Here is a 26896-nt window from a genome sequence, read left to right as displayed (position 1 = left end):
TAATATGGCGACAGAAATAGTCGCCGCTACCACTGTACTATTGATGGCTTACAGCATAATGTTTTCTATTTAGCCTATGATCAGCGTACGATTATAGGCTTTTTGGCAAAAGTGATGGCTGTTTTATCTCTTTTTCTTATCCTTAAAACCTACTAAGCTGTAACAAATAATTTAAAAAATAGCTTAAAAGGTAAGAGCATGGACACGTTAAATATTGCGGGCCGGGTCTTTCAATAAAGGCTCTGCTTAAACTGCACTACTATGAACAAATACATGTACATACAAGGGCAAAAGATAATGAATGAAACAATCGAAAGTAACACTTCTTCGAGCGCAAACAAGACAGCTGCGCCATGTGAGCTAGATGTTGTATTTGAAACGGGTATACGCCAGCCAAAATTTGGCGTTGACGCTAAGTCTCATTTAGACATTCTTAGCGCTTTTGAAAGGGTCTTAAGCGCTAAAAATATCAGTGCTGACCCAAGCAAGAATGCACATTATCGCACGGGCTGGCGATCTGGCGAAGGAAGCGCACTTGCCGTGCTGTTCCCGCAAACATTGATTCAGCTTTGGGGATCCTTAAAAATTGCGGTCAGTCATAATCTAATTATTGTCATGCAGGCCGCTAATACCGGTTTAACCGAAGGCTCAACACCTAGTGGCAACAACTACGACCGACCCGTTGTAATTATTAATACACGCTTTCTTAATGCCTTACACATCATTAATGAGGGTGCTCAAGCTATCGGCATGCCGGGGGCCACACTGTATCAGCTGCAAAGCGAACTTATAAAAATTAACAGGGCGCCACATTCTGTTATTGGGTCTTCTTCCTTAGGTGCGTCAATTGTAGGCGGTATCGCCAATAATTCTGGTGGCGCTTTGGTTAAAAGAGGACCCGCCTACACCGAATTATCGGTATATGCGCAAATTGATAAACACGGGGAACTGATCTTAGTGAACCACTTGGGTATAGATCTTGGTAACAACCCAGACGCTATAATTCAAACCTTAAGTGACGGCAGCTTCGCCACACAAGGGCTTGGCCAAGGTCAGCGCAAAGCCAGTGACACACTGTATCAGGCACGCGTAAAAGATATTGATGCAGACACACCCAGTCGCTTTAACGCTGATCCTCGAAGATTGTATGAATCAAGCGGCTGCGCCGGAAAAGTTGCCGTATTCGCGGTGCGGGTAGATACTTATCCGGTAGCAGAAAAACAGGCCAGTTTTTATATCGGCACCAACGATCCGGGCGACTTATATCAACTTAGGCGCTTACTGTTATCTAAGCTAGATGACCTGCCTGAAATGGGTGAATATATGCATCGAGATATGTTCGATGTTGCGCAAAAATATGGAAAAGACACCTTTCTAAGCGTACTGTATTTAGGCACAAAGCGTTTACCTAAAATGTTATCGATGAAGGGCGCTGTAGATGCCTACCTGAATAAAAAAACATGGCTACCTGAATATTTGAGCGATCGTTTACTACAGGGATTTAGTCGATTATTCCCTCAACATTTACCTAAACGAATGCTCCAATATAGGCAGCAATACGAGCACCATTTGATTATGAAGCTTAGTGGGTCGTCAGTTGCAAAAGGCAAAACAATATTACAAAACTACTTTGACAACAAACAGTCAGGCGGTTTTTTCGAATGCACGACTACAGAAGCTAACCGCGCTTATTTACACCGTTTTGCCGCCGCTGGCGCCGCCATCAGATATCACACCATGCACAGCAAAGACGTGGGTGACATTTTGGCTTTAGACATTGCGCTTAAACGCAACGAGAGCGACTGGGTGGAAATATTTTCGCCAGACATCGAACAGCACATTGAAAAGAAGCTCTATTACGGCCATTTTTTTTGCCATGTTTTCCATCAGGACTATATTTTAAAGAAAGGTGCTAATGCCCACCATGTTAAGAAGCTGATGCTAGCCCAGCTAGACCAGCGCGGCGCTAAGTATCCAGCAGAGCATAATGTTGGCCACTTATATAAAGCTGATGACCCCTTGAGAGACTTTTATAAAGAGCTCGATCCCAGCAACACTTTCAATCCAGGTATAGGCAAAATGGACAAAAATCAGCGTAACTGTAATTGCTGCTTATAACGCGAACATGTCTGCTAATGGCATGTTTTGCTTACTTAAGCGAGTAATTAGAAGCTGCAAAGCACAGGCCAATGCGCTCTACACTTGTCTTTATCGTTTAGGTAGGCTCCAGTTTGGTCTTGGAAAGTGGCAGGTATATCCGTTAGGACGCGTTTCCAAATAATCCTGATGCTCTGGCTCAGCTTCCCAAAAATCGCCAACAGGCTCTACTTCTGTAACTACTTTACCCGGCCATATACCTGAGGCGTCAACGTCGGCAATCGTGTTAAGTGCCTCATCTTTTTGCGTTTGCGACACAAAGTAAATAGCGGAGCGATAAGACACTCCAAGGTCGTTGCCCTGCCTGTTTTTAGTGCTCGGATCGTGTATTTGAAAGAAAAATTCTAAAATTTCACGGTAGCTCGTGACGTCATTGTCAAATTCAATTTCAATGCCTTCGGCGTGCGTTCCATGATTGCGGTAAGTCGCATTTACGACCTCACCGCCCGTATAACCCACGCGGGTTGCTAGAACCCCAGTTCGCTTGCGAATTAGGTCCTGCATGCCCCAAAAACAGCCGCCGGCTAATACTGCGCGTTCACTTGCCATTATGATAACTCCTGCACTTGATCTAAATAGGCTTCGTAGCCTTGCTTAGCCATTTCATCCTTTGGCACAAAGCGCAGTGAGGCTGAATTAATGCAATAGCGCAAACCGCCTTGGTCAGCAGGTCCATCAGGAAATACGTGCCCAAGGTGACTATCACCATGAGAAGAGCGAACTTCAGTGCGCATCATGCCTAAAGACGTATCGGTAATTTCATTCACATTGACTGGGTCTATGGCTTTGGTGAAACTAGGCCAACCGCACCCTGACTCATATTTAGAAGACGAAGCAAATAAAGGCTCCCCTGAAACGACATCAACATATATTCCCACTTCGGTATTGTGAAGTAGCTCGCCGGTGCCGGGATGCTCGGTACCATTTTCTTGCGTCACTCGATATTGCTCTGGTGATAAAGCTGAGATTGCTTGCGTCGACTTTTGATAGTTACCCATAGTTTCCTCTTTGTTAATAAATGTCTGCAATGTTGGACTAGCTTGTGCTAAAAAGTAGACCTAGACTGTATGGTTTACGCTTTGAGATAGCGAACAGACCAAAATGTGCGGAATCACTTTAATAAAACCAGCATGTTATTTGACTTTAATATAATAGATAAGTCCCACAAATAAGGCGAGATTAGCAATAACAGTGCCCCAGTATGTAATTTGAAACGACTTTTTCGAGCACTTGTGCCGTAAATATTGCTGCGCGAAAGCTGCCCCTGGCCAACCACCAAGTAAAGAGAGCAAGTGCAATGTACTTTCTTGTATTCGCCATGTACCCCTTTTAGATCTTGATTTGTCGAGCGCATACGCATAGTAAGTAATAACACTAAGGCCCAAGTATCCAAGCACAAACCTTTCATGAAGATTGCCTAAAAAGAAGGCGAGTAATAAAGCTAGCAACAGTGCAAGCGATAAATAAATGAATTGCATACTGCAGTCGCTCCCTCTTTGTAAATACGATTAGTTATGCCATGCCATACGCGTAACTTTACAATTGCACCCTGCATAAAGCAAATAGCGATCGGCACACTTATCGCGATTATTGCCGAAGCGCTAAAGTTTATTTACACTCGCTTAACAAATAATTTACTTTTAATAATAAATTTTGCTATTCTCATAGGTAGAGCACTTATGTAAAAATGCTTAAATACTGCAGGCTACTATTGCCAACACAGAAGTTAGCCAGATAGTGCAAAAAGGGCGCCCAAAATAGGGCAAAGAATTCACCACACTTACGATGCTACACACGGCACACGAGAAAAATATGCTTAAACAAACTTCATCTATATTTAGTCGCACTCCCCTAGCAGCAATTATTGCGCTTTCGTTAGGGCTATCATCTACCGCTGCAATTTCACAAGAAACACCCGCTGCAGATCAAGAAGACGACTTAGAAGTTATAATGGTAACCGCTTCTAAACGCCCCACCAGCCTGCAGCAAACACCTATTGCCGTTAGCGTTACTAGCGCTGAAGAAATAGAACAAGCGCGCATATTGGATTTACAAGATCTACAAAGCTTGGTACCTACTTTGCGCGTTGCGCCTTTGCAGCGTTCTTACAATACCAACTTTTCAATTCGCGGATTTGGTAACGGTGCTAATAACACCGGCATAGAGCCTTCTGTGGGCGTATTCATAGACGGTGTTTATCGCTCACGCGCAGCAGCGCAAATTGGCGATTTACCCCGCCTAGAACAAGTGGAAATATTAAGCGGTCCTCAAAGCACCTTATTTGGAAAAAATGCCTCTGCGGGCGTTATTAATGTGCGCACAGCCGCGCCATCATTCGACAACCAAGCAAAAATTGAGTTTGGTGTTGGTAATTATGGTCAATCACTGCTGCGCGGGCACTTTACCGGTGGTTTGTCAGATACCCTAGCGTTTAGTGTGTCTGGCGGCATCAATAAAAGCGATGGCTATACCGAGTCGGTGGTAGGCCTAGGCAATATAAATGATCGTGATCGCTGGAATTTACGCGCTCAATTGCTATTCCAAGCGACTGACGATGTCACTATTCGCTTCATAGCCGACACCAGTGAGCTTGATGAAGCTTGCTGTACCGTTGCCGATATAGTTAACGGACCCACAACCGCAGCAGTTCGTGCATTAGGCGGTGTGGTTCTTGACACAGCCGATCCATTCGCTTTTGAGTCAGCGCTTAATATAGACCCAAACAACACGGTAGAAGATAGCGGTATCTCAATGCAAATAGACGTTGATTTTGATACCTTTGCGTTAACGTCAATTACCGCTTTGCGCAACAACGATGCTAATTATTTGGTAGATGTTGACTATACCTCCTTAGATATTTTGACCGAAGAGGGCCATACCGAAATTGAGACCTTCACCCAAGAATTGCGCTTAACCTCAACGGGTGATAACGATTTTAGCTGGATGGCAGGTGCATTTTTCTTCAGTGAAGAAGTAGACACCGGTGACTCTTTAATTTACGGCAATGGCGCCAGGCCATTTTTTAATGTCTTAGGGTTGCAACCTTTATTTGAGACAGCCGAAAGCTTATTTAATCAAGCCCCCGGCACATTCTTTCAGGAAGGTTTAGCAGTTAATTCTGAATTTTTACAGCAAAACGACGCCTTTTCACTGTTCGTCAATTTAGACTATAAGCTTACCCAAGATGTAACCGCAACATTTGGCGCAAGCTACACCGACGATCAAAAAGAAGTGTCGTTGATAACTAACAATGTTGAAGTGTTGTCAAGCATTGACTTAGTAAATGACTTAACGGTATTTGGCATACCCTTAGGCTCCGTTCCAGGTATAACGGGGATTTTTATACCGACCTTGCAAACAGTGCAGTTTTTGCCACAGCAACTCGATTTCCCCAATGCGATCGAAGACGGTAAAAGCGATGACAGTCAAACTACTTACAGCATACGTTTAGCCTATGAGTTAAACCGAAACTTCAACTTCTTTGCTACCGCCGCGACGGGCTTTAAAGCCACCTCGTGGAACCTATCGCGCGATACTCGCCCCTTCCCGGCAGACCAAGGTGACTTGAGCACAGCCGGCCTGTTGCAGAAAAATCAGAGCTATGGCACGCGTTTTGCGGGTCCAGAAGAGTCAGAAGTGTTCGAAATTGGCATGAAATCACGCTTTAAACTAGGCGCGTTTAACATTACCTTGTTCGACCAAACAATAGAAGGCTTTCAGTCTAGCACCTTTGTGGGCACCGGCTTTGTATTAGCCAATGCGGGTCAGCAGTCTACAACAGGTCTCGAATTTGACTCGGTGTACAGACCCTTTGACGGCATAAGCTTGCTCTTTGGCGGTATTATACTTGATCCTATCTATGACTCGTTTGTGGGCGCTTCTGGTGTAGACGAAAACGACCGCGCCATCGTTGTAGATTTAACAGGTAAAATGCCCGCGGGGATTCATGAGCGAAGCTTCACACTTGGTATCAAATACGAATTTGATTTCGCCAACGGTGCCTTTGGCTATGTTCGTACCGACTATATATATGAAAGTGAAGCCCGATTAGTGGATAACGTTCCCGAAAGGATTACGCGCGAAGTCAGTACCTTTAACGCAAGCGCGGGCCTAACCTTTGAAAATGGTATTTCGCTGCAGGCTTGGGTGCGTAATTTGAATAACGATGAATATTTCGTATCGGGATTCCCACCGCCCATTCAAACCGGTAGCTTCAATGGCTACCCTAATCAACCTAGAACCTTTGGTGCGTCTATTTCATATTCATTCTAAAACTAGGTACAGCACTTAAAAAAGGCAGCTCAATAAAGAGCTGCCTTTTTTCATATATCAATAATAAACTCCTCAATTGGGCCGCATTTTGCCGCGCACTTAGGTGTCTAAGTTTGTTCGCTAATGATAACGTTACGTGTCTAAATGCGGAATTAGGAGCATGACAAGCATAGTGTTTGATACACAGGCGATAAATAAACAAAGACAAAACTTAGCTGACTTTGACGAAATTTGGGTGTTCGGCTACGGTTCGCTTATTTACAAGGTCGATTTTAAGTTTATTGAGTGCGAAAACGCGCATATTAGTGGCTTTGAGCGCCGTTTTTGGCAGGGGAGTCACGACCATCGAGGCACCGTAGCACATCCTGGCAGAGTGCTTACACTTTCATCCATAGAAAATACCAGATGCTTTGGCAAAGCATTTAAGGTTAACCCAAGCGTGTTTGATCATTTAGATCACAGGGAGAAAAATGGCTACTTACGTCATAAGGTAACCATTAGCTTGGCTGACACGCGCACTGTGCAAGGCTTAGTGTATATTGCAAGTCCTGATAATGAAGCATATTTAGGCGAAGCAAGCACGCAAGACATTGCTAAGCAAATCTTTGATTCATCGGGGCCTAGCGGGCCTAATCGCGATTACGTTTACATGCTCGCCGATGCGCTAAGGCATTACGATGAAATAGACCAACATGTATTTCAAATAGAGCATGCGCTTAATCAGCTTTCAAAGCCACTTTAAGAGATAGTAAAGCGCTAGGTGTTTGAAACAGGTTTCAACGAATCTGATCCCTTGGTTTCAAATTTAGCAGTCCTTAGCAATAGCAAATTGCCGGATCAAAACGTAATATAGACTCCCACAAACAGGAAAGGAACATTCATGAGCAAGCTGTTTATTGGCGTGAAACGTATCATTGCCGTAGATTCAAGTGAATTTGCCTACGCCGAGCTCGACGTAGACGCTCACTGTATGCTGGTTGCAGAGGGAAATGTGGGTAAATCTAGCTTAATTAACGCTATTAGGCTGTTCTTTTTGCCAGAGTGTTCTATGGCTAAGCAAGCCATTAACTTTGGTTTTTGCGACAGCAACGGTGATACTTACGCGTCTGAAACAACTTTTAATCACTACTTTCCCAGTAAGTTTAGCTTTCTTATATTAGAGTATGAAAAACGCGTATACGACGGCCCGCACTGCTGCCAAATTTTAAGCGCTGCCAACAATGGCCGCTTAAAGTTTGAACGTATGTTCACCCAACTCCCTTTTGACAAACTGCGCCATTTGTTTTGGCAGCAAGGTAATGACCCCGACGGTATTGGTGAGCGCGTGAGCAATTTAAGCAAGCAGCGAGTATACGATTATATTCAAACCCATGACAATACCTGCGTACTGGCTAAAGAGCCCTCAAAAGTGGCGGCTTTGCTATATGAAAGCGATTTACAGTCGACCCGCTACACCCTATTTCCACTGAAGAACCAAGAGCCACAAACGATTAACTCACTGCGCGCGCTAATAAAGCTTTTGTTTGTTGCCTCAAGTAAGAATAGAAGGCCTTTTACCGATGCTATTGCGAATATTATTGAAGGCAGTAAAAAAAGTACCCAAGACCATTTGCGCTTTAGTATTTCTGAGTTTAAAGAACAGCACGAAAACTTAAAAGCGCAAGAACTGCAGCTAACCGCGGTTGTGAATCAAACATCACTTTACGATAAGCTACTAAAGCACAAAGCCAGTTTTGAAGAATACTTGACCGCGCTTGAACAAGTGAAACCGTCTATTGCATGGCTTAACGCCAGTAGCGCAAACTTAAGTATAGAGCTACAAGAGCTCGCTAGCAAAAATACCCTTGCCAAAGACAAACACGATAAACAGCAGCGGGTGCTGTCTGAGCTTAAAGAGAAAACCGCGCTAGAAAAACGCGCCTTAAAAGAAAAAGAAAAGGAACAAAAGCAGCATCAGGAGACACTGGATAGCTTTCGCCGCCTGCAAACCGAATATTCAGGGCAAACAAGTGAAGTCATACAGGCGTTCCTGCAAGACGATTTAGACGAAAAAGAAACGCAGCTAGGGGTGCAAACAGGTAATATTAGCCGCGCCGAAGCTCTGTCGAAACTCGAAGTTAAATTAGATATTCTCAAAAGCGAGCAGGCAAATTTTCAGCACGCTATTAACAATAAGCAGTTTGACTTAGAACAACAGATACCAAAAAAGCAGCTAGACTGGCTGCACAGCGTTAACCCATCGCTTGCTAATGCTAACGCAGGCCAAGCGCTTTCACAATCTCAGCAAGAAGCACTGCTAGGTTTTGCAGCACTGTTTGATACACAGGCAAGTCACTATCAGTTTTTCGACACGAAACTGCAGTTTAGGCCTTACAGCAAGACTAATCATAAAGCCCTACTTGAAAAAAACCTGCAGGAAATTCAAGCTTTAGAAAAGCAGAAGAACAACATTGACTCGCAGCAAGGCAATGCTTTGCACGCACAGCAATCCTTAAAACAGCTTCAGCGTGATATTGCACTGGCCCAAAACGATATTCAGGTCTTGGAAAACGTGCACTACGCCAGCAAGCGCAGCGACATTTTGTTAGGCGAAATAGACACTGCGCAAATCAATATAACAGCCTTTGACAAGACTACAGATAGCACGCAGCGCACATTAATAGATGCGACCACTCGCCAATTTAAAACGAAAAGCGACTATGACGACTGCCAACAGGGTATCACCCAAAACAAGCACTACTCACAGCAATTAACCCGCTTTACTAATCTTCACAGCAAATGGCTTAACATGCTTGATGACAACATAGAATTTGCTGGCTATTTAAACGACGACCATATTCAAATGTTCTCGCAATGCGCTCGTAATTTAGAGCAGCTACAATTTGACCTTATAAGTGGACTGCGCGATTTTATCGATCGCAAAATTATATCAGACAAACACGGCATAAAAGACGACACCCCGTTTTGGCCTGAAATAGTCGCCTGCTTTGACGATATTGGCGAAGTGTACGCCAATATCGACACCCAGCGAGAATTGCTAGGCAAGCAAATAGAAGAGCACAACCAAACCATCGGCAATAAAAAAGAAATTATTGTGCAAAACTACCGTGTGATTAAATCTTTTGAAAAAGATATTAATCAGGCCTTTGGCGGACTGAGCATTAACAATGTGGCGTCGGTAGAATTTGAAGTCGGTATAAACAAACAGTTTGAAACCTTGGTAAACGAGTTTGCTGAAACCAATTTATACAGCAGGCAAATGCAGTCTGATGATTTTTACGTGCGCTTAGTGGCCTTCGCCGAGCGCTTTTTCGATCAAGACGACAACTTTACCTTAACCATGAGCCAGGTAATAGAATCGTTCGAACCACGCGTTCAGATAAGCGGTAAAGCCGGTAAAGAAGATAAAAAGCAAAGCAATTCAACCAACGCCTTAATCAAAATTAAGCTAGTACAACTGCTACTTAAACGCCTAATTGACCATAACTGCGAAACCTCATTCCCCATTGTACACGATGAAATAGCCAATATAGACATAGGCCAGTTTGATTGGTGGTTGGCCGATTTAGCGCAAAACGGGTTTAATTTAATGGCCGCAGGCACGCACTCTACCAGCCCTGAATTACAGGCTAAAATAGGCAGAAGGCATGTTATGGACGCGCTGATTACCGCGCTACCTTATCATAACGAACGCCATCGTGTTTATTGGCAGGGCAGCGAGGAGTTTACACATAGCTTTGCAGGTGAAACCAATCAAGCACAAGAAAAGCTGATATAAATATGAAAGTAAGTACTTACAAGGGCAGTGTTGACTACAAGGCATTAGGCACAGTAGAAACGTTGAACGTGCTGCTTGAGCACCGTAAAATAATGTCGCAGTGCATTAGAGAGATGGACGCTGCCGCCATTAATTATATTCCCGAGTACGCTATCTTCACACGGGTCAAAAAATACACCGAAGATGTTAAGTCAGATACCCGAAAGCGCATAAACATCGCTTTTTCAACGAGTAATTTGCTGCAGGCACATATTGTGATGGACGTTGACAATAGCCAAGGCGAGAATAGGTTATATTTTCAAGATTCCGTACTTGCAGTAGTGAGACTGTGCGACGTCTCTCTATTTAAGAAACTCACTGATATACAGCTTAAAACCCATCTTCAAATACTTAATAAAGCACATCTGGGCATAGTAAGCGGTCACTATAATTTTGTAGACGACGATGATGATTTTGCTGAGTTCATTGATAACTTGTTTTTGCACATAGGCAGGTTGCTCAGCGATGTGCGTCAAAATATCGTTAAAATGCAGTCACTCAGTAAAGACTTAGAGGCCTTAACGTCCTCTAGTGCAAAAAGTAGCCTAACAAGCGCACAGTATGTAGAAGCTAAACAGCAGTGGCTGCAGCAAATAGTGAAGCTTTATGAGCGCCACATTATGCCGCTGCTGGTATTCCTAAATCCTGATACCACTTATCAAGACTTTGAAGGCCTGCATGGCGTTGTTTCAAAAATTCATGATGCTTTGCTTGCGCACAACAAAACTCAGATAGCGAATAATATTCAAAGCTATGCCTTGAGTTTTTTAAACTACTATCAGCCTATTGAGGCCACCGCCAGTACCATAAACCGCTTTATTCATAAGGAGCGTGATAGCATAAAGCGCTTTAACGCTATTGAGCATTTTTATCAGAATAAGCTAGTGCCAGAACTGCAAAGCACCCTAAGCGACAATTTAAACAAGCGTAGAATAGGCAGCGCAGCGATTATCTTACCTTCCTTTTCACCTAATATACTGGCGTTTGTGCGGCCCATTGGCTATGGTTTTAACGATTCCCCCGCTTACTTTAAAAATTTATTTAACGAACTTCAAGGGCGCACGCTAGATGTGTCCCATTTTAATGAGTTGTTAGGGGTTTTAGGAAAAGCGAGTACTAACCAACGTGCATTGCAGAGAATGCAAAGGCATAAGCGCCTGGTAGATGTATTAGAAAAGGTAACGCTGCGCGACACAGACGACTTAGTGAATATGCTGCACATGCGCCTGCAAGACAAGTTTAACGATTATCATTTGTATGACTTAATCTCAAGCATAGGTTTTATAAAAGGCAGTAGGCGCGGTTTCACAATAAAGCATACCAATTTATTTGGCTGGGTTAGCCATAACACTATAAAAGACACCTCTCAAATGCACGAAAACTATCGCTATCGTAAAGTTCGCTGTATTGCCAATCAATCACCGCTAAAGGCGCAAGACCCACATGACTGACAGCAACCAACATAATGACAGTGCTAACGCGACAAACAAGCCCGCTAGTCACGTGAATACAGCACACGGCGCCATGGATGAACTCAACCACAACATTAGCGCACGCATCTACCAGCGTTTTACCCAAGGTAGAGTTATCACCAAATTAAGCTATAACAAGTTGAAATCACAGCATGTTGAAGACAAAGACTACACGTATCTATTCAGATACGTAGACGCCTTCACCCTGCTGTACAAATTGATTGGCAAAGAGCTTGAATATAACGCGAAGGGTGAATTTTTTTACATCAACAACTTTGCTGACAGCGAAATTGACGAAGCCGATGAACACGCGCTAAGAACCCAATCCATATTGCTTATTTTAGGGCGTTACTTTGAAATGAGTGGCCGCAACATCGATAGCTTAAGCCTCGATTCATTAGGCTTCAATAACAAAGACATTGAAGCCCTTGGTGAAAGCGACGAATACAAAAGCATTTGCAGAGCCTTAAAATTCGCCAATTGGCAAAAAGCCATAGAGTATTTGGTCAACCGCGGTTTTGCCTTTGATACCAGCAGCAATCATTACTTTTTATCATCCGCGGGCAAAACGTTCTTAGACGCGGTCATTCAGGCGCACGAAAACCTGTAGCACTGCCCTTTATCTGTAAACAGGCTAAGCGCAAAAAAGGACAAAAAACACATGAAGTTTATTCATACCTCCGACTGGCACATAGGCCGTCAATTTCACAATGTGTCTTTACTTGAAGACCAGCGCCATGTGCTAAACCAGTTGCTAGATTACATCAAAACAGAAAAAGTAGACGCGGTGATCATAGCGGGCGATATTTACGACCGCTCTATACCGCCAGCAAGTGCCGTTGATTTACTTGACCAAGTGCTCACCGCAATAACCATGGATTTGGGCGTCCCCGTCATTCTTATTCCGGGTAACCACGACAGTGCCCAGCGCGTGCGCTTTGGCTCCAGGCAGCTAAAAAAATCAGGCTTACATATAATGGGGGATTTATCGGCAATTACAGAGCCTGTAGTAATTGCGTCGTCAACCGGTGACGTTGCTTTTTACGGTATTCCTTATACCGATCCTGAAACGGTGCGTAACGTGTGGAGCGAAGATGTAAAAAGCTTTGACGAAGCGCACACTTTTTTAGTCAATAAAATTAGCAAGGCCACCCTAGCTAATCAAGCAAATGTGTTAATTAGCCACTGTTTTATAGACGGCGCGCAAACATCAGACTCAGAAAGGCCCCTTTCTATTGGCGGCTCTGACCGAGTAAGTTATCAACCCTGTGAAGATTTTAACTATGTAGCGCTTGGCCACCTGCATGCGCCGCAGCAAAAAGGCGCCCCGCATATTCGATATTCAGGCTCTATTTTAAAATATAGCTTTTCTGAACAGCATCAGAAAAAAGGCATAACCTTAGTCGAACTAGACAAAGACGGCAGAGCCTCATTTACCCACCTGCCATTAGCGCCGCTGCGAAATATGCGCGTTATTGAAGGGGAATTTGCCACTATTATTGAACAAGGTAAATTAGACCCTCACAAGCAAGATTATGTGCTGATAAGAATGACCGATCGCCATGCCATACTAGAGCCCATGGCAAAGCTGCGTGAGGTATATCCAAATGTGCTGATGCTAGAAAAACCCGGCATGTTAATAACAGGCGATCAGGCAATGAACCGCGAAAAACTCAAGCGAGGCGAACTAGAGATGTTTAGCGATTTTTTTGAACAGGTGTCAGGCCAAGCAATGAGCACAGATCAACAAAAGGCGGTAAAAGAAACCATCGTTTCGCTTATCAAACAGGAACAGCAAGCATGACGCCGCTTAAACTACGCCTGCAAGCCTTTGGACCGTTTGCTGGCAAAGAAGAGATTGATTTTACCGCTTTAGGCAGCAACCCGCTGTTCTTGATCAACGGCCCCACCGGCGCTGGTAAAAGCGCCATCTTAGACGCTATCTGCTTTGCCTTATATGGACAAACCGCAGGAGCAGATCGCGATCCCCAGCAAATGCGCTGCGATCACGCCAGTGAAGAGGTATTATGTGAAGTTAGTCTAGAATTTATGTTGGGCAATAAACGCTATGCTATTTGGCGATCTCCTATACAAGAACGCCCAAGAACCAGAGGTGAAGGCGTCACCATCAAAAGAGCTGAAGCTAAGCTTTGGTACTTAGACGGCTCTGATGAAGGCGTTTTATGGGTATCGAAAAGCGTTAACGACGCTACCAACCACATTAATACATTATTAGGCATTGGGGTTGAACAGTTCAGACAGGTCATGATATTGCCGCAGGATAAATTTCGTGAACTGTTAATGGCCGACTCAAAAGACCGAGAGAGCATTTTTAGCCAACTGTTCGAAACCCATATCTATAAGCAAATTGAAAACAAGCTCAAGGAACAAGCTTCAGGCATAAAACAGGCGGTCGAGCTTCATCAAAGCAAAGTGCGCGGCATATTAGAAGGTGCAAATCTAGACTGTCGTGAGCAGCTTAACATCGAAATTGAGAGCTTAATCCCTGCGCTTTTTCAGGCCAAATCTGAAAAAGATCAAGCGCATGGCGAAGTGCAAAAACAGCAAAGTGAAATAGATAAAGCCAAAACGATAAATCGGCAGTTTGATGAGTTAGACGCGAAGCGCACTGACTTGTCTTTAATAAATAAGCAAAATAATGATATTGAAGTAAAGAAAGCACTATTAAGCCAAGCACTTAGTGCACAAAAAATTTACCATTTATATACAAATAATGTGGAATGCCAGGCCGCCTATGTGAGTGCGAGTAAATATCATGAGCAAGCAAAATTAGCGGTTTCAAATGCGCGTTCTCAGCATAGACAAGCGTTAAGCAGGGTAGAAACAGCCAAATTAAATGCCGGTGCTCTAGATGATTTTAAAACGCAACAAATTGAATTAAAACGCTTTTCTCATCAGCTCACGAAACTTAGCGACAATAAAGAACGCGTAACAGGGGCAACAGCTAAGCTCGCAAGTAGCAGCCAAGCGCTTGAACAAAAAAAATGCAGCTTAGGTGCATTAGCCAGCGAGCTTCTCAAAAAAGAAGCACTCGTTATTTCACACACTCACACACTTGAACAAGTGACACCGCTGCAGCAAGCTTTAGATAAACTCGCTCAAAAACATAACGAACGCAGTATGCTAGATGCTATTTCAGCGGATATAGCAAAGTGCCTCAAACAGCAGCGCATTGACCAAGCTCAACTTGACAATCTCGCACAAGTATTTGAGAAGGCCTGCACTATTGCTACCCAAACAGAAATTGCTTGGCACATGGGCCAAGCCAGCTTATTGGCAAAAGAATTAAGCCATGACAAGCCCTGCCCGGTATGCGGCAGTAAAAATCACCCAAACCCAGCCCATGAAGACGGCAGCAACATGTTGGTTTCTAAAGAACAAGTAGGCGAAGATCGTCAACGAGAAACTGTTTCTAGAGAGAATATGCAAGAGGCGAAAGACACGCTTGCTACCATAAGTAACAAGCTAGAAACGCAACAAAACAGATTTGCAGAACATTCACAGCAATTAGGCCAGTATGCACAAATGTCGCTTGCACAGCTTGAGCAGCAGCAAGCAGATATAAGCCGGAAGCTGGCGTCATTAACGAATCTGCAGCTGACAAAATCCAAGTTGAACAAACGCATAATACAAATTAAAGCGCAGCAGGCAAGCAGCACAGACGATCTGTTAGTGCTAGAAGCAAAAGCAAGTAACGACAACAATGCGATGATTGTGGCGCAAACAAGCGCGAATGAACTAGCCGCGCAAATTCCCAAGGAGCATCATGACGCCTGGCAGCTTTCACAAAGTTTACAACAGTTAAGCGCTACTATTGAGCAGCTCACAGTGCTGCTACGTGAAGCACAAACTGACCTGGCTAAGAAACAGTCAAGCTTTGATCAGGCAAGTGCCACCCAAAAGACACTGCTCAATGGGCTACATGGGCAAGAAATAAGAAGCAGCAAAGCAGCCAGTGATTGGCAGCAGGCATTGTTTAACAGCGAATTTAGCGATACCAAGCATTTTATGCAAGCGCAAGCGGATGAAAGCCAGCAGCACGCCTTAAAGCAAGCCATTGCTAGCTACCAAACTGAACTAGACAGCTTAAACGCGATTGTAAAGCAACTTTGGCAAAGACTCAGTAATAAACAACGAAGCGATGTGAGCAGTATTGAGCAAGGGTTAAACGCAAATACTAAAATATCTGCAGAAAAAGACAAAATATGGCGCGACTTAGAGGCTCGCTATATTAGCTTAGTCAATGTGAGTGACAAGCTGGTAAAAGCAGAGACCCAAAACGAAACGCTTAACCAACAATATTCGGTAATAGGCACCTTAAGCGAAGTTGCAAATGGCAACACAGGCAATAAAGTTAGTTTACAGCGATTTGTGCTTAGCGTACTTCTTGACGATGTGCTTATACAAGCATCACAGCGTTTACATATTATGAGTAAAGGGCGATATCAGCTTATTCGCAAAGAAGACCGTGCAAAAGGCAATAAAGCGTCTGGGCTAGAACTTGAGGTGCATGATGGTAACACAGGCAAGCCACGTTCGGTGGCCACACTTTCGGGCGGAGAGTCATTTATGGCGGCACTGTCGTTAGCTTTAGGCTTGTCGGATGTAGTGCAGTCTTACGCAGGAGGCATACACCTTGACACACTATTTATTGATGAAGGTTTTGGCAGTCTAGATAGTGACTCCTTAGATGCTGCAATCAGAGTCCTTGTTGATCTTCAAGCCAGCGGGCGCATGATAGGGATAATATCGCATGTAACTGAGTTAAAGGAGCAGATGGCGAAGCGCATAGACGTTCACAGCAGTCGAGTTGGCAGTAGTATTAGCACAATTGCATAGTGGCGCTTAACCATATGTAAATTAAAAAGGTCAGCTTTAACGAAAGTGGCAGTAGCCACTAAGCCTAGCATCACTATCAATTTATTTAATTTCGTATGGTAATATTCTTATGAACATAGATTAATCGGAAAAGAGCATATTGTAATGTTTTCTAATGCTGTGTAAGCTAAAATCGTGCCAAGACTTTTAAACTACTGATCCATCTAAGAATACAGACCCAATTACTTTAAAATTTTAAATCGATTATAAAAAAACCTACACCCTTTCACTTAGAAATACGGTGATACACACTAATTTCGCAAAATCTTACTAAATTAACTGCTTAAAATATGATTGAAATATGCTTGATTATCAAACGTTACGCAAAGGTTACAAAAACGTAATGAAAATGTTTTATTCACTTGCAAACCTGAAAGCATCTGATTCCATTGGCCTGAAGCACTAAGTGTAATTTTTACTTTACATTATCTTCACGTCCTCAGCACCGAAAGAAGTGTACAAACACAACTAGTCACAGTAAAAAGGAGGGGTAAGGAAGTCCGATGTCGGATTACCCTTCAATCCATGTACATTTTAAAACACGTTTCACGAAGGACTACATAGAGAAAATTATGATGATAAAAAACGCTTACAAAAAGACAAAAGGCTTTTCGTTAAGCCAAGTCAGCGTTAAATTAAAATTAATCGTAACAGGATTATTTTTATTAACGTTTGCTGGTTTTGCAAATGCCGCAGCAGGCTTAGCTCAAGATGATTTCGTAGGTATTTCATTTTGGATAATTTCAATGGCTTTAATGGCTTCTACCGTGTTTTTCCTTTGGGAAACACAAGGCGTAACCGCAAAATGGAAAACGTCATTGGTCGTTTCAGCTTTAGTAACATTCATTGCGGCAGTGCATTATTTCTACATGCGCGACGTGTGGGTGGCAACAGGTGAGTCACCAACTGTATTTAGATATATAGACTGGTTATTAACCGTTCCGTTACTAATGATTGAATTTTACTTAATTCTACGCGCTATCGGCGTAGCATCTATTGGTATTTTCTGGCGCTTATTGATAGGTACTTTGGTCATGTTAATTCCAGGGTATTTAGGCGAATCTGGCTACATCAATATTTGGGTAGGTTTCGTAATTGGTATGCTAGGATGGTTCTACATCCTGTATGAAATATTCTACGGCGAAGCAGGCAAAGCAGCTGAAACACAAGCCACTCCGGCAGTTAAGTACGCATACAAAGCTATGTGCTGGATTGTAACCGTTGGTTGGGCTATTTACCCAATTGGTTATGTTGCAGGATACACGGGCGTAGGCAGTTCTGAAGCGCTTAACATTATTTATAACTTTGCAGACTTAGTAAACAAAGTAGCGTTCGGCCTATTAATTTGGTACGCGGCGACTACTGAAAGTCAAGCAGAACCAGTAGCAAGTAAGGCATAAACTAAAGCACTACTTACTATGACACTAGTTTGCGACCTTATTTTGGGGTTGCAAACTCTATTTCTTAGGTTAGAGTGACAATAATGATACAAACTAATTCGCACCCTATACCGCAGTTACCTCTCTTACTCAATCAATGTGAAGAGGAAATGGTTTTTAGACTGCAACATAGCGCACCTAGCTTATTTCACTTAAACAGCGGTGGGAACAGGTCACGGGCAAAACTGTGTATTGATGCAGGCATTGCTTTAGAATTACCCATTAAGGCCATTATTGCTTTGGCCTGCAGTATTGAATTATTACATAACGCATCTTTAGTCCATGACGACTTACAGGACTGCGAAACTACTCGCAGAGGCCGACAGTCGGTGTGGAAAAAATACGGTAAGTCACATGCCATATGCACCGGTGACACAATGATATCGGCTGCCTATGGTACTCTTGCCGATATAGGCGCGCATCCCGCGCTATCATCGCTTCTACTACATATAAATGAAGCTGTTTCCATCACAATTCAAGGCCAATCGCGTGATATCGACGCAAGTAGCGACATAAGCGAGCAGCAGTATGAAGAAATCGCTGCAATGAAATCTGGCCCATTAATTCAATTAACGCTGGGTCTCCCTCTACTTATGTCAGGCCACGAACATCATGTGAATACGGCAAATAAAGCATTACATAAATTTGCGATTGCCTATCAAATTGTAGATGACCTGAACGATTGGCAGCAGGATTTGCAGCATAAGCATCTAAATTTAATAAATTTATTGGCAACGAAGTGTAGCGTCGCAGAAGCCATTAGCTTTGCGCGCAAGCGCGCACAATATCTACTCATGCAGTGTGAAAGAGAACTTAAATTACTTCCTGCTAACTGTGCCAATTCGGTAATCAAAGCCTCACAAAAACTGTTAGTTAAAGCGAACGAAGGCACCTATGAGTAATAACGCTATTGTAATTGGCGGCGGTTTTGGGGGAATAGCGTCGGCCCTTAGACTGCGAGCCAAAGGCTACGAAGTTGTGTTAATTGACCAAAGAGAAAGACTTGGTGGCCGTGCTCAGCAATTTAACAAGGACGGGTTTATTTTCGACGCAGGACCAACCGTCGTTACCGCTCCTTTTCTGTTGGAAGAATTATTTTCACTATTTGACAAAAAATTAGAAGATTACTTTGAGCTTGTCCCCGTAGAGCCTTGGTATCGCTTCGTTTACCCCGATGGCAGTCACTTTGACTATGGCGGCACAATTGAAGAAACGCTGGCACGAATAGACGATATTGAGCCCGAAGACAAGGCTGGCTACTTGGGTCTTTTGGCGCAGTCTGAGGCCATATTTGACGTTGGATTTACACAGCTTTCCGATAAACCCTTTCATAAAATTTCGACCATGCTCTCGCAAGTACCTGCGCTTATTAAGTTAAAATGTCATCGTACTGTGTATCAAATGGTAAGTGCTTATTTAAAGAGCGACAAGTTACGCCAAGCATTTTCGATACAGCCTTTGCTAGTCGGTGGTAATCCTTTTGCCACTACCAGCATTTATAGCTTAATTCATTTTTTAGAGCGCAAATGGGGCGTTCATTTCGCGATGGGCGGTACAGGCGCCATTATAAACGGCTTAGAAAAGCTGATGCTAGAACAAGGCATTGAAATAAAGCTCAATACTAGCGTAGACGACATAAGTATAGTCAATAATGTGGTCACTGGCGTTAATACAAATAATGGGACTTTTTTGTGCGATAAGTTGGTCTCAAATATAGATCCTAAGTTTCTATATCGTAATCTCATTCCTAAACAAAATCAGAGCATGAGCGCGCGCATAAAAACAAAACATGCAAAACTGTCTATGGGTTTATATGTCCTGCATTTTGGTACCACTAAGCAATATACCGATGTGGTACACCACACTATATGGCTTGGTAAACGGTATGAGGATTTATTAATCGATATTTTTGATAAGAAAGTGCTGGCCGATGATTTTTCTTTATATTTGCATCGTCCAACTGCGACAGATCCCAACATGGCTCCGCAAGGCTGTGATTCATTTTATGTACTAGCGCCGGTTCCTAATAATCTGTCTGGTATTAACTGGTCTGAAAAGCAGGATGAGTACGGTGATAAGATAATTGAGGCCTTAGAACGCAGTATAATGCCCGACTTATCTAAGCATATTGTGCATAGATTTGCAAAAACACCAGCTGATTTTGAGCAAGATTTCAGCAGCGTCGAAGGCAGTGGCTTCTCAATTGCGCCTTCATTTCAGCAGTCTGCTTGGTTTAGATTTCATAACAAAGCGGAAGGGCCAGAAAACTTATATTTATGTGGTGCCGGTACTCATCCGGGTGCTGGATTACCAGGTGTGTTATGTTCAGCAAAGGTGGTTGACAGACTCATTCCCGCTACAGGTATATAAACAATGGTAGATGATCCTACTGCGCTGCTAAAAAAGCATGGCAGGTCATTTAATTTTGCGCGGCTGTTTTTAGGAGCTGAAACAGGTATTGCAGCGGCGCGTTTATATCGATTTTGCCGCATTATCGATGACATAGCCGACGAAAACGAAGATAAAATAGAAGCTGAAATTCAGCTTGCAGAAATTAGAAGTTCAATAATACAAAATGAAAAAGACCACCCGTTAATTGGCGATTTTTTATTATTGTGCGAAGAACACAGTATAGATAGACAAAACGGCATCATACTCATTGAAGGCGTTAGCGAAGATTTTAGTCTGCAAGCCTTAGTAAATGAGCAAGAAGTAGTCCAATATGCCTACAAAGTCGCTGGTGTAGTGGGTTTAATGATGGCACCTATACTAGGCGCAGATCAGCAAGGCCAAAAGTTTGCGATCGATTTAGGCATAGGTATGCAGCTCACCAACATAGCAAGAGATGTTATGGAAGATGCACGCATGAATCGTCGCTATATTCCAGGCATTTGGGTGAATTCAATTACGGCCAAGCAAATTGCCGCGAATCAAGCCCAAGATCAAAAAAATATTCAAGACGCAATAGTACAACTCTTACACTTGGCCCAAGAATATTATCAAAGTGGTTTAGCCGGACTTTACTATTTACCTAAACGTAATCAAAGAGCGATTGCCGTTGCAGCGTACGTGTATAGAGAAATTGGTAAAAAGCTACTCCGGCAAAACTGCCGATACTGGAATGGCCGGGTAATTGTATCAACACCTAGAAAAGTAACTCTCGCTTGCCAAGCATTATGGGACTTAAGTGCGCGTAACATTGCTGACGGTCATATTAAGCATTCCCAAGAACTGCACAAACATCTTACAACCATCCCCCTTGCAAAGGCTAAAGCTTCGAAGCTGGCAATTAGCACATGAAAACTGCACTCGTCAGCCAACAGACAAGTGACTTAATTATCATTGGCGCAGGCGCTGCGGGGCTATCCTTATTACTTGCCCTTGACGATATAAATTACCCTCACTCAGTAACCGTGCTGGAGCGCAACAGCGGCCCTCTAAATGATCGCATTTGGAGTTTTTGGAGCACTAATACGCAAAACATCTCATTGGGTTTACTGAATGTTCCACGTTATATCGCATCAATTATCTCCCACAGATGGTCACATTGGAGCTTGTCAACGAGCCAAAGTAATTATGTGATGCGCAGCGATGTTTATCGCTATTGCTGCGTTAGATCTGATGACTTAAGCCGCCTTGCGCAAAAGAGAATAGATCAAAACCCACGTTTCAGGATAATCTATAACAGTGACGTAACATTAGTACGTACACAAGACAATATTTGTACATTGACAAGCAATGGCTTTGCAATAAACGCTCGCAAAGTTCTTGATACCCGACCACCGCCGATAGATAAAAATCATACCGGTTTACTGCAGTGTTTTTACGGCGAAGAAATTACGCTCAGCGAGGATTTTTTTGAGCCGTCTTGTGTGCAGCTCATGCATCAGCTAAAAAGCGCTGCACTAGGGATTGAGTTTGTGTATGTTTTACCCTTTAATACTAAGCAAGCGCTAATCGAATTTACCTGCTTTAGTTTGCATGCTATTAGCAAAGATACCTTAAAGTTACGCTTGCATGGGGCTATAAAAGAGTTGCTTAAACAACGTAAATATACGGTAGAACGTTCAGAAAATGCGGTGTTACCTATGTATTTATTAAACCAGAACCATCATAAAAAGAACGAAAATATTTGCTATGGCGGCATAGCGGGCGGTGCTATGCGAGCATCCACCGGCTACAGCTTTCTCAACTCTCAGGGCTGGGCGACACAGTGCGCAAGGGAACTTATGCGCTTTAATAGGTTCTCCCCAACCGCCCCCATCAAACGAGTCTATTGTGTAGTGGACATGATCATGCTAAAAGTCCTGCGTGACAACATGTCTATTGGGGTAAGCATATTCGAACTTATGTTCAAAAAAGTAAAGCCAGCAAGGTTTGTGCGCTTTATGACTCAGCAGGCTACCATTGTAGATTTCATCAGTGTCATTTGGGCAATGCCTAAAAAACCTTTCTTGATAGCTGCTTGTAAGTTATTAATTAACAAAAAATAATAGTGCAAAAGCGCTAGCATCAATTCCAAAGAGCCAAAGGCATTTAAACCAGTGACAAAACTACGCTACACTCAAATTTACATTGGCACCTTGCTAATATTTGCGCTGTTAGTGGCAGCAAATTTTTCGCTCCCAGAGCAGTATTTAATTATTGGCTTAGCCGCAGCGGTAACTATATTAGGCCTACCACATGGCGCTTTAGACTTTGCCGTTGCAAAGTCGTTGAATTTGGTGCATAGCGTAAAGTCTGGCATCTTTTTTATTAGCGCATACACCACTATTGCCGTCCTTTCGATTTTATTCTGGCTCGGCTTTCCCGCAAGCGCATTAGTACTATTTCTATGTGTATCTATTTTTCACTTTTCGGCAGACTGGCGCACTTCAATGCCAAAGTACGCCGGTATGTGCTTAGCGGCTATTGTAATTTGCGGGCCTGCTGTTATTTATTCAGATGTTGTCACGAGCTTGTTTACTGCACTACTACTTAGTGTTGACGCAGCAAACCTTGTCATGCAGGGCATGCGCTTATTATTCTTTGCTACACTGGCCGTGTTCTTATATTTTTTAGCTAAGCTAGTAATGTCAAGGAAAGCCAAGGGTAAGTGGCGTCTGGCAGAATGGATCTGCCTGATTATGAGTAGCTTAGTACTGACCCCCTTACTGCATTTTTCACTTTATTTTTGTTTGCTTCACTCGCCTAAGCATCTGCATGATGTGAGCGCTAAACTCAATATTGATATAAGTAGGGCGGTTTTACTCAGTATACCATTTGTATTAGCAACCATGTTTATCGCCTTAGGCGTGTATTATGGGGTATCGCAATATAGGGGTGGGCTTAGTATAAATACAGTCATTTTGCGCTGGGTTTTCATCGGTCTATTTGGGTTAACCATGTCACACATGATACTAATAAGCGTATGGCATCGCCACGAAAAGGCTGCGTAATCAACTAGTCAAAGCTTGGGAATACTTAGTGAACGATCGTCTCTTATATAAGTAAATACCTCTTCAAACCAAGTCGTAAATACCTTGGGATTGTATTTTAGGGTCTTTATAATTTCATGCTCAGTCCACCAACGAACTTCCATGACTTCATCAGGATTTTGCCGCCACTCTATATTATCAACTTCAGCCACCACAATATTGTCAAACTCATGTTCAATCATATTGTTGTCAAGGCTATGGCGATAACAGATTTGTCCAATAATAGACAAACTCAACTTAGCCTTAATACCTAATTCTTCAGCAACCCGCCGCCGAGCAGCATCTTTAACAGTTTCGCGTGGAAGTGGATGGGAGCAACACGTATTTGCCCATAATCCTCCGCTATGATATTTATCAGCGGCTCGTCTTTGAAGAAGATACTCTACATAATCGCCTTGACGACGAATGATCATTAAAGAAAAAGCTAGGTGCAGATCACCACGCAAGTGAGCTTCAATCTTGTCCGCATATCCGGTAGTATTGCCATTGTTATCAACAAGGGTAACAAGGTTTACTGATTCATTTATATTCATATTATAAAAACTCAAAAAACGCTCACAAAGATCACCTCACGCGTTGACATCGTCTTTATTAGACAACAGCGCAAGTATCGCAATGGTCACAGTATTTCATCGCTCCACTTTTTACGGTCAAAATTATTGCCTTATGGCTTTTATGGCGCTGTAGCCACAGGAAATAAACGTAAACCTCACTGCCCAACTAAATTACCTAAATATAGCCAAACACGCAAGTAGGAGTTGTTAAGCATCTGTATGTGTTTATAATCGAGCAATTTATATACTTCAATTATTCGGAGATTATCGTGAAGGTGAAAGCATTTATAGCAGTTATAGTGGCAAGTTGTTGTTTCATTGCCGTGAGTATTGCACAAGAAGACAACAGCGCGCTGTTGGAAAGAATAAAACCTGTTGGTAAATTACAAATTGCAGGGGCTGCGCCACCTCAAGCCGCAGTTGCAGCAGGACCACGCTCTGGCAAAGATATTTATGCAGGCGCATGTACTGCGTGCCATGCAATAGGCGTGCTTGGCGCACCTAAAACTCAGGTAAGCGCTGAGTGGCAGCCTCGCCTTGACGAAAAAGGCTTTGACCAGGTCTGGAAAAACGCAATTGATGGAATTGGTGCTATGCCGCCCATGGGCGCATGTGGCGACTGCACCGACGACGATATTAAAGCCGCTATTGAATATATGATTGAAGGTATATAAACGTCTAAGGTTTATCCTTCTAGTATTTTCTTCAAAGCCGCTATGCCCTTAGCGGTTTTTTCTTGGCGCACCTCTTCTGAATCTTGCTTTTTTTGCCACTCCCATTCAAGATCATCGGCGGGCAGCTCATACAAAAATCTAGACGGCGTTGGCTCAATACATTCACCGTACTGACGGCGTTCTTTTGCGATGGTAAAGTACAGCTGGCGCTGAGCGCGCGTTATTCCCACGTAAGCGAGCCGGCGTTCTTCGTCAACGTTGTCTTCGTCAATACTGCTTTGGTGCGGTAGCAAACCCTCTTCCATTCCCACCATAAACACATATGGGAACTCTAGGCCTTTGGATGCATGCAAGGTCATTAACTGCACTTGGTCGGCGTCGGCATCGTCTTCCCCGCGTTCCATCATGTCACGTAGGGTTAAGCGCTGAACTACTTCGGGCAAGCTCATGGATGCATTTAATGCATCGCCTTTTAACAAGTCTTGTACCCAGCCAAATAAGGTTGACACATTCTTCATAGCAATTTCAGCCGCTTTGGGGCTGGCCGATAGCGCGTACAAATATTCTTCATACTGCAAGGCCTTTATAAAGTCGCGCAGTACGCCTTGGGTGTCGCCTGTGGCGGCATTTTCGCTGGTGGTGGCAATGAGCTTGGCAAAATGCTGTACGCTTTGGCCTGCTTTGTCGCCTAACACAGCATTAATTTGAGGATGAACCATAGCATCAAAAAGACCGCAGCCGTTAAGATTGGCAAACTCGCCTATTTTAGCCAAGGTGACTCGGCCAATGCCTCTGCTTGGCGTATTGATTACGCGCAGTATTGCATTGTCATCGCTTTGATTGGTCAACACGCGCAAATAAGCCATGGTGTCTTTCACTTCAGGGCGTCCAAAAAATGATGTGCCGCCACTAATTTTATAGGGAATACGGTTTTTCATGAGGACTTTTTCAAACACGCGCGACTGATGATTCCCCCTATATAATATGGCATAGTCTTTGTAATGGGTGTTATTCATGAATTTTTGCGCCATTAGCTCGGCAGTAACCTTGTCAGCCTCATGTTCTTCATTTTTAGCCACTAGCACCTTTAGCTTATCGCCTTGACCGAGCTCTGAAAACAGGCGCTTATCAAATAAATGCGGGTTGTTTTGAATAAGAATGTTGGCACTGTGCAGTATACGCTGACTACTTCTGTAGTTTTGCTCAAGCTTGACTAATTTAAGCTGCGGATAATGCTCTTTTAGCAGACTTAAGTTTTTAGGCTGCGCACCACGCCATGAATAAATAGACTGGTCGTCATCGCCTACCACGGTGAACCTAGCGCGCTCACCCACCAACAGTCGTACCAGTTGATACTGGCTGGTATTGGTATCTTGGTATTCGTCGACTAACAAATAGCGAATGGTATTTTGCCATTTCTCTCGAATGGTTTGATGTTGCTGAAGGAGTACCGTAGGTAATAAAATTAGGTCGTCAAAATCAAGCGCATTATACGCGAGCATGTGGCGCGCGTATTCTTGATAATACTTAGCGTGCTCACTCTCTATACCCGTGCTTTTTTCATACATTTGCATCGCGTTTAAGGGCATTATAAGCTCGTTTTTCCAATTCGAAATACTGCGCTGCAGGTGTTTAAGCGCTTCTTTGTCGCCTGCATACTCATCATGCGTTAAATCGTTTAACAGCGCGTAGCTGTCTTTATCGTCAAATAAGGAAAACCCTGCTTTGTAGCCCAAGGTAGTAACATGCTTTTTAATGATATTGAGGCCCATGGTGTGAAAGGTAGACACCTTCAGCCCGCGCGACTCTTTTTTGCCAAGAGTGTGCGACACCCGCTCCTTCATTTCCCGCGCCGCTTTATTAGTAAAGGTAACCGCGGCTATTTGACTAGGCTTGTACTTGCACACGTTCACCAAGTAGGCAATTTTGTGGGTAATTACCCTGGTTTTACCGCTGCCGGCACCAGCAAGTACCAAACATGGTCCGCTAATATATTCTACCGCTGCCTGCTGGGCTGGGTTTAATCGCATGAAAATTTACACTGCTATGAGTTTATTAGACACGAATTATAACAAAACAATGGCAATAGAGACTGTTTTCTTTTAGCTTTGCGTCTACAATAGAGTCAGGTTAAG

Annotated in this window: 20 protein-coding genes; 15 read left to right on the top strand and 5 right to left on the bottom strand. The window is 43.3% G+C overall.

Annotation, left to right across the window (positions count from 1 at the left end; all coding sequences use genetic code 11):
• Positions 1–297 precede the first annotated feature (297 nt).
• A complete protein-coding gene (gene dld / locus GPUN_RS09420) occupies positions 298–2118 on the top strand; it encodes a D-lactate dehydrogenase (RefSeq protein ID WP_006006037.1) in 1821 nt (606 codons plus the stop codon).
• Positions 2119–2208: 90 nt separating this feature from the next.
• On the opposite strand, the gene msrA is transcribed toward dld, so the two are convergent.
• The 3 genes from msrA to GPUN_RS09405 form a co-directional block, all read right to left on the bottom strand.
• Positions 2209–2706 (bottom strand): peptide-methionine (S)-S-oxide reductase MsrA, encoded by a 498-nt coding sequence (msrA, locus tag GPUN_RS09415; RefSeq protein WP_006006036.1) that lies wholly within the window; start codon positions 2704–2706, stop codon positions 2209–2211.
• Entirely contained in the window at positions 2706–3155 is a 450-nt protein-coding gene (msrB, locus tag GPUN_RS09410) for a peptide-methionine (R)-S-oxide reductase MsrB (RefSeq protein WP_006006035.1), read from the bottom strand. The genes msrA and msrB overlap by 1 nt, the downstream gene beginning before the upstream one ends.
• A 135-nt stretch (positions 3156–3290) precedes the next feature.
• Positions 3291–3635, bottom strand: coding sequence for a DUF1294 domain-containing protein (locus GPUN_RS09405; RefSeq protein WP_006006034.1), 345 nt, complete (start codon positions 3633–3635; stop codon positions 3291–3293).
• Between the two features lie 334 nt (positions 3636–3969).
• On the opposite strand from GPUN_RS09405, the gene GPUN_RS09400 reads away from it, so the two are divergent.
• The 13 genes from GPUN_RS09400 (at position 3970) to GPUN_RS09340 (ending at position 23494) form a co-directional block, all read left to right on the top strand.
• Entirely contained in the window at positions 3970–6429 is a 2460-nt protein-coding gene (locus GPUN_RS09400) for a TonB-dependent receptor (protein ID WP_006006032.1), read from the top strand.
• A 160-nt stretch (positions 6430–6589) separates the two neighbouring features.
• A complete protein-coding gene (locus GPUN_RS09395) occupies positions 6590–7171 on the top strand; it encodes a gamma-glutamylcyclotransferase (protein WP_006006030.1) in 582 nt (193 codons plus the stop codon).
• Between the two features lie 138 nt (positions 7172–7309).
• Positions 7310–10207: a coiled-coil domain-containing protein gene (locus GPUN_RS09390; protein WP_006006028.1), complete on the top strand. Its 2898-nt coding sequence runs from the start codon at positions 7310–7312 to the stop codon at positions 10205–10207.
• A 2-nt stretch (positions 10208–10209) separates the two neighbouring features.
• A complete protein-coding gene (locus GPUN_RS09385) occupies positions 10210–11697 on the top strand; it encodes a hypothetical protein (protein ID WP_006006026.1) in 1488 nt (495 codons plus the stop codon).
• Positions 11690–12328 carry a condensin complex protein MksE gene (locus GPUN_RS09380; RefSeq protein WP_006006023.1) on the top strand — a complete coding sequence of 213 codons (639 nt, stop codon included), beginning with the start codon at positions 11690–11692 and terminating at the stop codon, positions 12326–12328. The genes GPUN_RS09385 and GPUN_RS09380 overlap by 8 nt, the downstream gene beginning before the upstream one ends.
• Before the next feature lie 51 nt (positions 12329–12379).
• Positions 12380–13522 (top strand): exonuclease SbcCD subunit D, encoded by a 1143-nt coding sequence (locus GPUN_RS09375; protein WP_006006021.1) that lies wholly within the window; start codon positions 12380–12382, stop codon positions 13520–13522.
• On the top strand, positions 13519–16578 hold the full coding sequence (locus GPUN_RS09370) for an AAA family ATPase (protein WP_006006019.1): 3060 nt from the start codon (positions 13519–13521) through the stop codon (positions 16576–16578). Before GPUN_RS09375 ends, GPUN_RS09370 begins: the two co-directional genes overlap by 4 nt.
• A 542-nt stretch (positions 16579–17120) precedes the next feature.
• Positions 17121–18017, top strand: coding sequence for a bacteriorhodopsin-like (locus GPUN_RS09365; protein ID WP_238528966.1), 897 nt, complete (start codon positions 17121–17123; stop codon positions 18015–18017).
• A gap of 83 nt (positions 18018–18100) precedes the next feature.
• A complete protein-coding gene (locus GPUN_RS09360) occupies positions 18101–18958 on the top strand; it encodes a polyprenyl synthetase family protein (protein ID WP_006006013.1) in 858 nt (285 codons plus the stop codon).
• Entirely contained in the window at positions 18951–20426 is a 1476-nt protein-coding gene (gene crtI / locus GPUN_RS09355) for a phytoene desaturase family protein (protein ID WP_006006011.1), read from the top strand. The genes GPUN_RS09360 and crtI overlap by 8 nt, the downstream gene beginning before the upstream one ends.
• 3 nt (positions 20427–20429) lie before the next feature.
• Entirely contained in the window at positions 20430–21356 is a 927-nt protein-coding gene (locus GPUN_RS09350) for a phytoene/squalene synthase family protein (protein ID WP_006006009.1), read from the top strand.
• The gene (locus GPUN_RS09345) at positions 21353–22549 is read left to right on the top strand and encodes a lycopene cyclase family protein (protein ID WP_006006007.1); all 1197 of its coding nucleotides are present in this window, start codon (positions 21353–21355) and stop codon (positions 22547–22549) included. The genes GPUN_RS09350 and GPUN_RS09345 overlap by 4 nt, the downstream gene beginning before the upstream one ends.
• Positions 22550–22600: 51 nt before the next feature.
• Positions 22601–23494: a Brp/Blh family beta-carotene 15,15'-dioxygenase gene (locus GPUN_RS09340; protein WP_006006005.1), complete on the top strand. Its 894-nt coding sequence runs from the start codon at positions 22601–22603 to the stop codon at positions 23492–23494.
• A gap of 8 nt (positions 23495–23502) precedes the next feature.
• Here the strand turns inward: GPUN_RS09340 and idi are convergent, their stop codons facing one another.
• A complete protein-coding gene (gene idi / locus GPUN_RS09335; RefSeq protein WP_006006003.1) occupies positions 23503–24066 on the bottom strand; it encodes an isopentenyl-diphosphate Delta-isomerase in 564 nt (187 codons plus the stop codon).
• 338 nt (positions 24067–24404) lie between these two features.
• Here idi and GPUN_RS09330 point away from each other — a divergent pair, with 338 nt between their 5' ends.
• Positions 24405–24761 (top strand): c-type cytochrome, encoded by a 357-nt coding sequence (locus GPUN_RS09330; protein ID WP_238528970.1) that lies wholly within the window; start codon positions 24405–24407, stop codon positions 24759–24761.
• A gap of 11 nt (positions 24762–24772) precedes the next feature.
• Here GPUN_RS09330 and rep read toward each other — a convergent pair whose 3' ends face one another.
• Positions 24773–26791, bottom strand: a complete 2019-nt coding sequence (rep, locus tag GPUN_RS09325; protein ID WP_006005999.1) for a DNA helicase Rep — start codon at positions 26789–26791, stop codon at positions 24773–24775.
• Positions 26792–26896 lie beyond the last annotated feature (105 nt).

Source organism: Glaciecola punicea ACAM 611, assembly GCF_000252165.1.
Classification (GTDB): Bacteria; Pseudomonadota; Gammaproteobacteria; order Enterobacterales; family Alteromonadaceae; genus Glaciecola; species Glaciecola punicea.
This window is presented reverse-complemented; position numbering and strand designations above follow the sequence as displayed.

Bases quoted from the DNA above. Each gene is read 5' to 3' on its own strand.
- GPUN_RS09385 (WP_006006026.1), top strand. From the start codon at position 10,210: ATGAAAGTAAGTACTTACAAGGGCAGTGTTGACTACAAGGCATTAGGC.
- dld (WP_006006037.1), top strand. From the start codon at position 298: ATGAATGAAACAATCGAAAGTAACACTTCTTCGAGCGCAAACAAGACA.
- msrB (WP_006006035.1), bottom strand. From the start codon at position 3,155: ATGGGTAACTATCAAAAGTCGACGCAAGCAATCTCAGCTTTATCACCA.
- GPUN_RS09345 (WP_006006007.1), top strand. From the start codon at position 21,353: ATGAAAACTGCACTCGTCAGCCAACAGACAAGTGACTTAATTATCATT.
- GPUN_RS09370 (WP_006006019.1), top strand. From the start codon at position 13,519: ATGACGCCGCTTAAACTACGCCTGCAAGCCTTTGGACCGTTTGCTGGC.
- crtI (WP_006006011.1), top strand. From the start codon at position 18,951: ATGAGTAATAACGCTATTGTAATTGGCGGCGGTTTTGGGGGAATAGCG.
- GPUN_RS09360 (WP_006006013.1), top strand. From the start codon at position 18,101: ATGATACAAACTAATTCGCACCCTATACCGCAGTTACCTCTCTTACTC.
- GPUN_RS09400 (WP_006006032.1), top strand. From the start codon at position 3,970: ATGCTTAAACAAACTTCATCTATATTTAGTCGCACTCCCCTAGCAGCA.
- idi (WP_006006003.1), bottom strand. From the start codon at position 24,066: ATGAATATAAATGAATCAGTAAACCTTGTTACCCTTGTTGATAACAAT.
- GPUN_RS09365 (WP_238528966.1), top strand. From the start codon at position 17,121: ATGTCGGATTACCCTTCAATCCATGTACATTTTAAAACACGTTTCACG.
- rep (WP_006005999.1), bottom strand. From the start codon at position 26,791: ATGCGATTAAACCCAGCCCAGCAGGCAGCGGTAGAATATATTAGCGGA.
- GPUN_RS09405 (WP_006006034.1), bottom strand. From the start codon at position 3,635: ATGCAATTCATTTATTTATCGCTTGCACTGTTGCTAGCTTTATTACTC.
- GPUN_RS09390 (WP_006006028.1), top strand. From the start codon at position 7,310: ATGAGCAAGCTGTTTATTGGCGTGAAACGTATCATTGCCGTAGATTCA.
- msrA (WP_006006036.1), bottom strand. From the start codon at position 2,706: ATGGCAAGTGAACGCGCAGTATTAGCCGGCGGCTGTTTTTGGGGCATG.
- GPUN_RS09395 (WP_006006030.1), top strand. From the start codon at position 6,590: ATGACAAGCATAGTGTTTGATACACAGGCGATAAATAAACAAAGACAA.
- GPUN_RS09380 (WP_006006023.1), top strand. From the start codon at position 11,690: ATGACTGACAGCAACCAACATAATGACAGTGCTAACGCGACAAACAAG.
- GPUN_RS09350 (WP_006006009.1), top strand. From the start codon at position 20,430: ATGGTAGATGATCCTACTGCGCTGCTAAAAAAGCATGGCAGGTCATTT.
- GPUN_RS09375 (WP_006006021.1), top strand. From the start codon at position 12,380: ATGAAGTTTATTCATACCTCCGACTGGCACATAGGCCGTCAATTTCAC.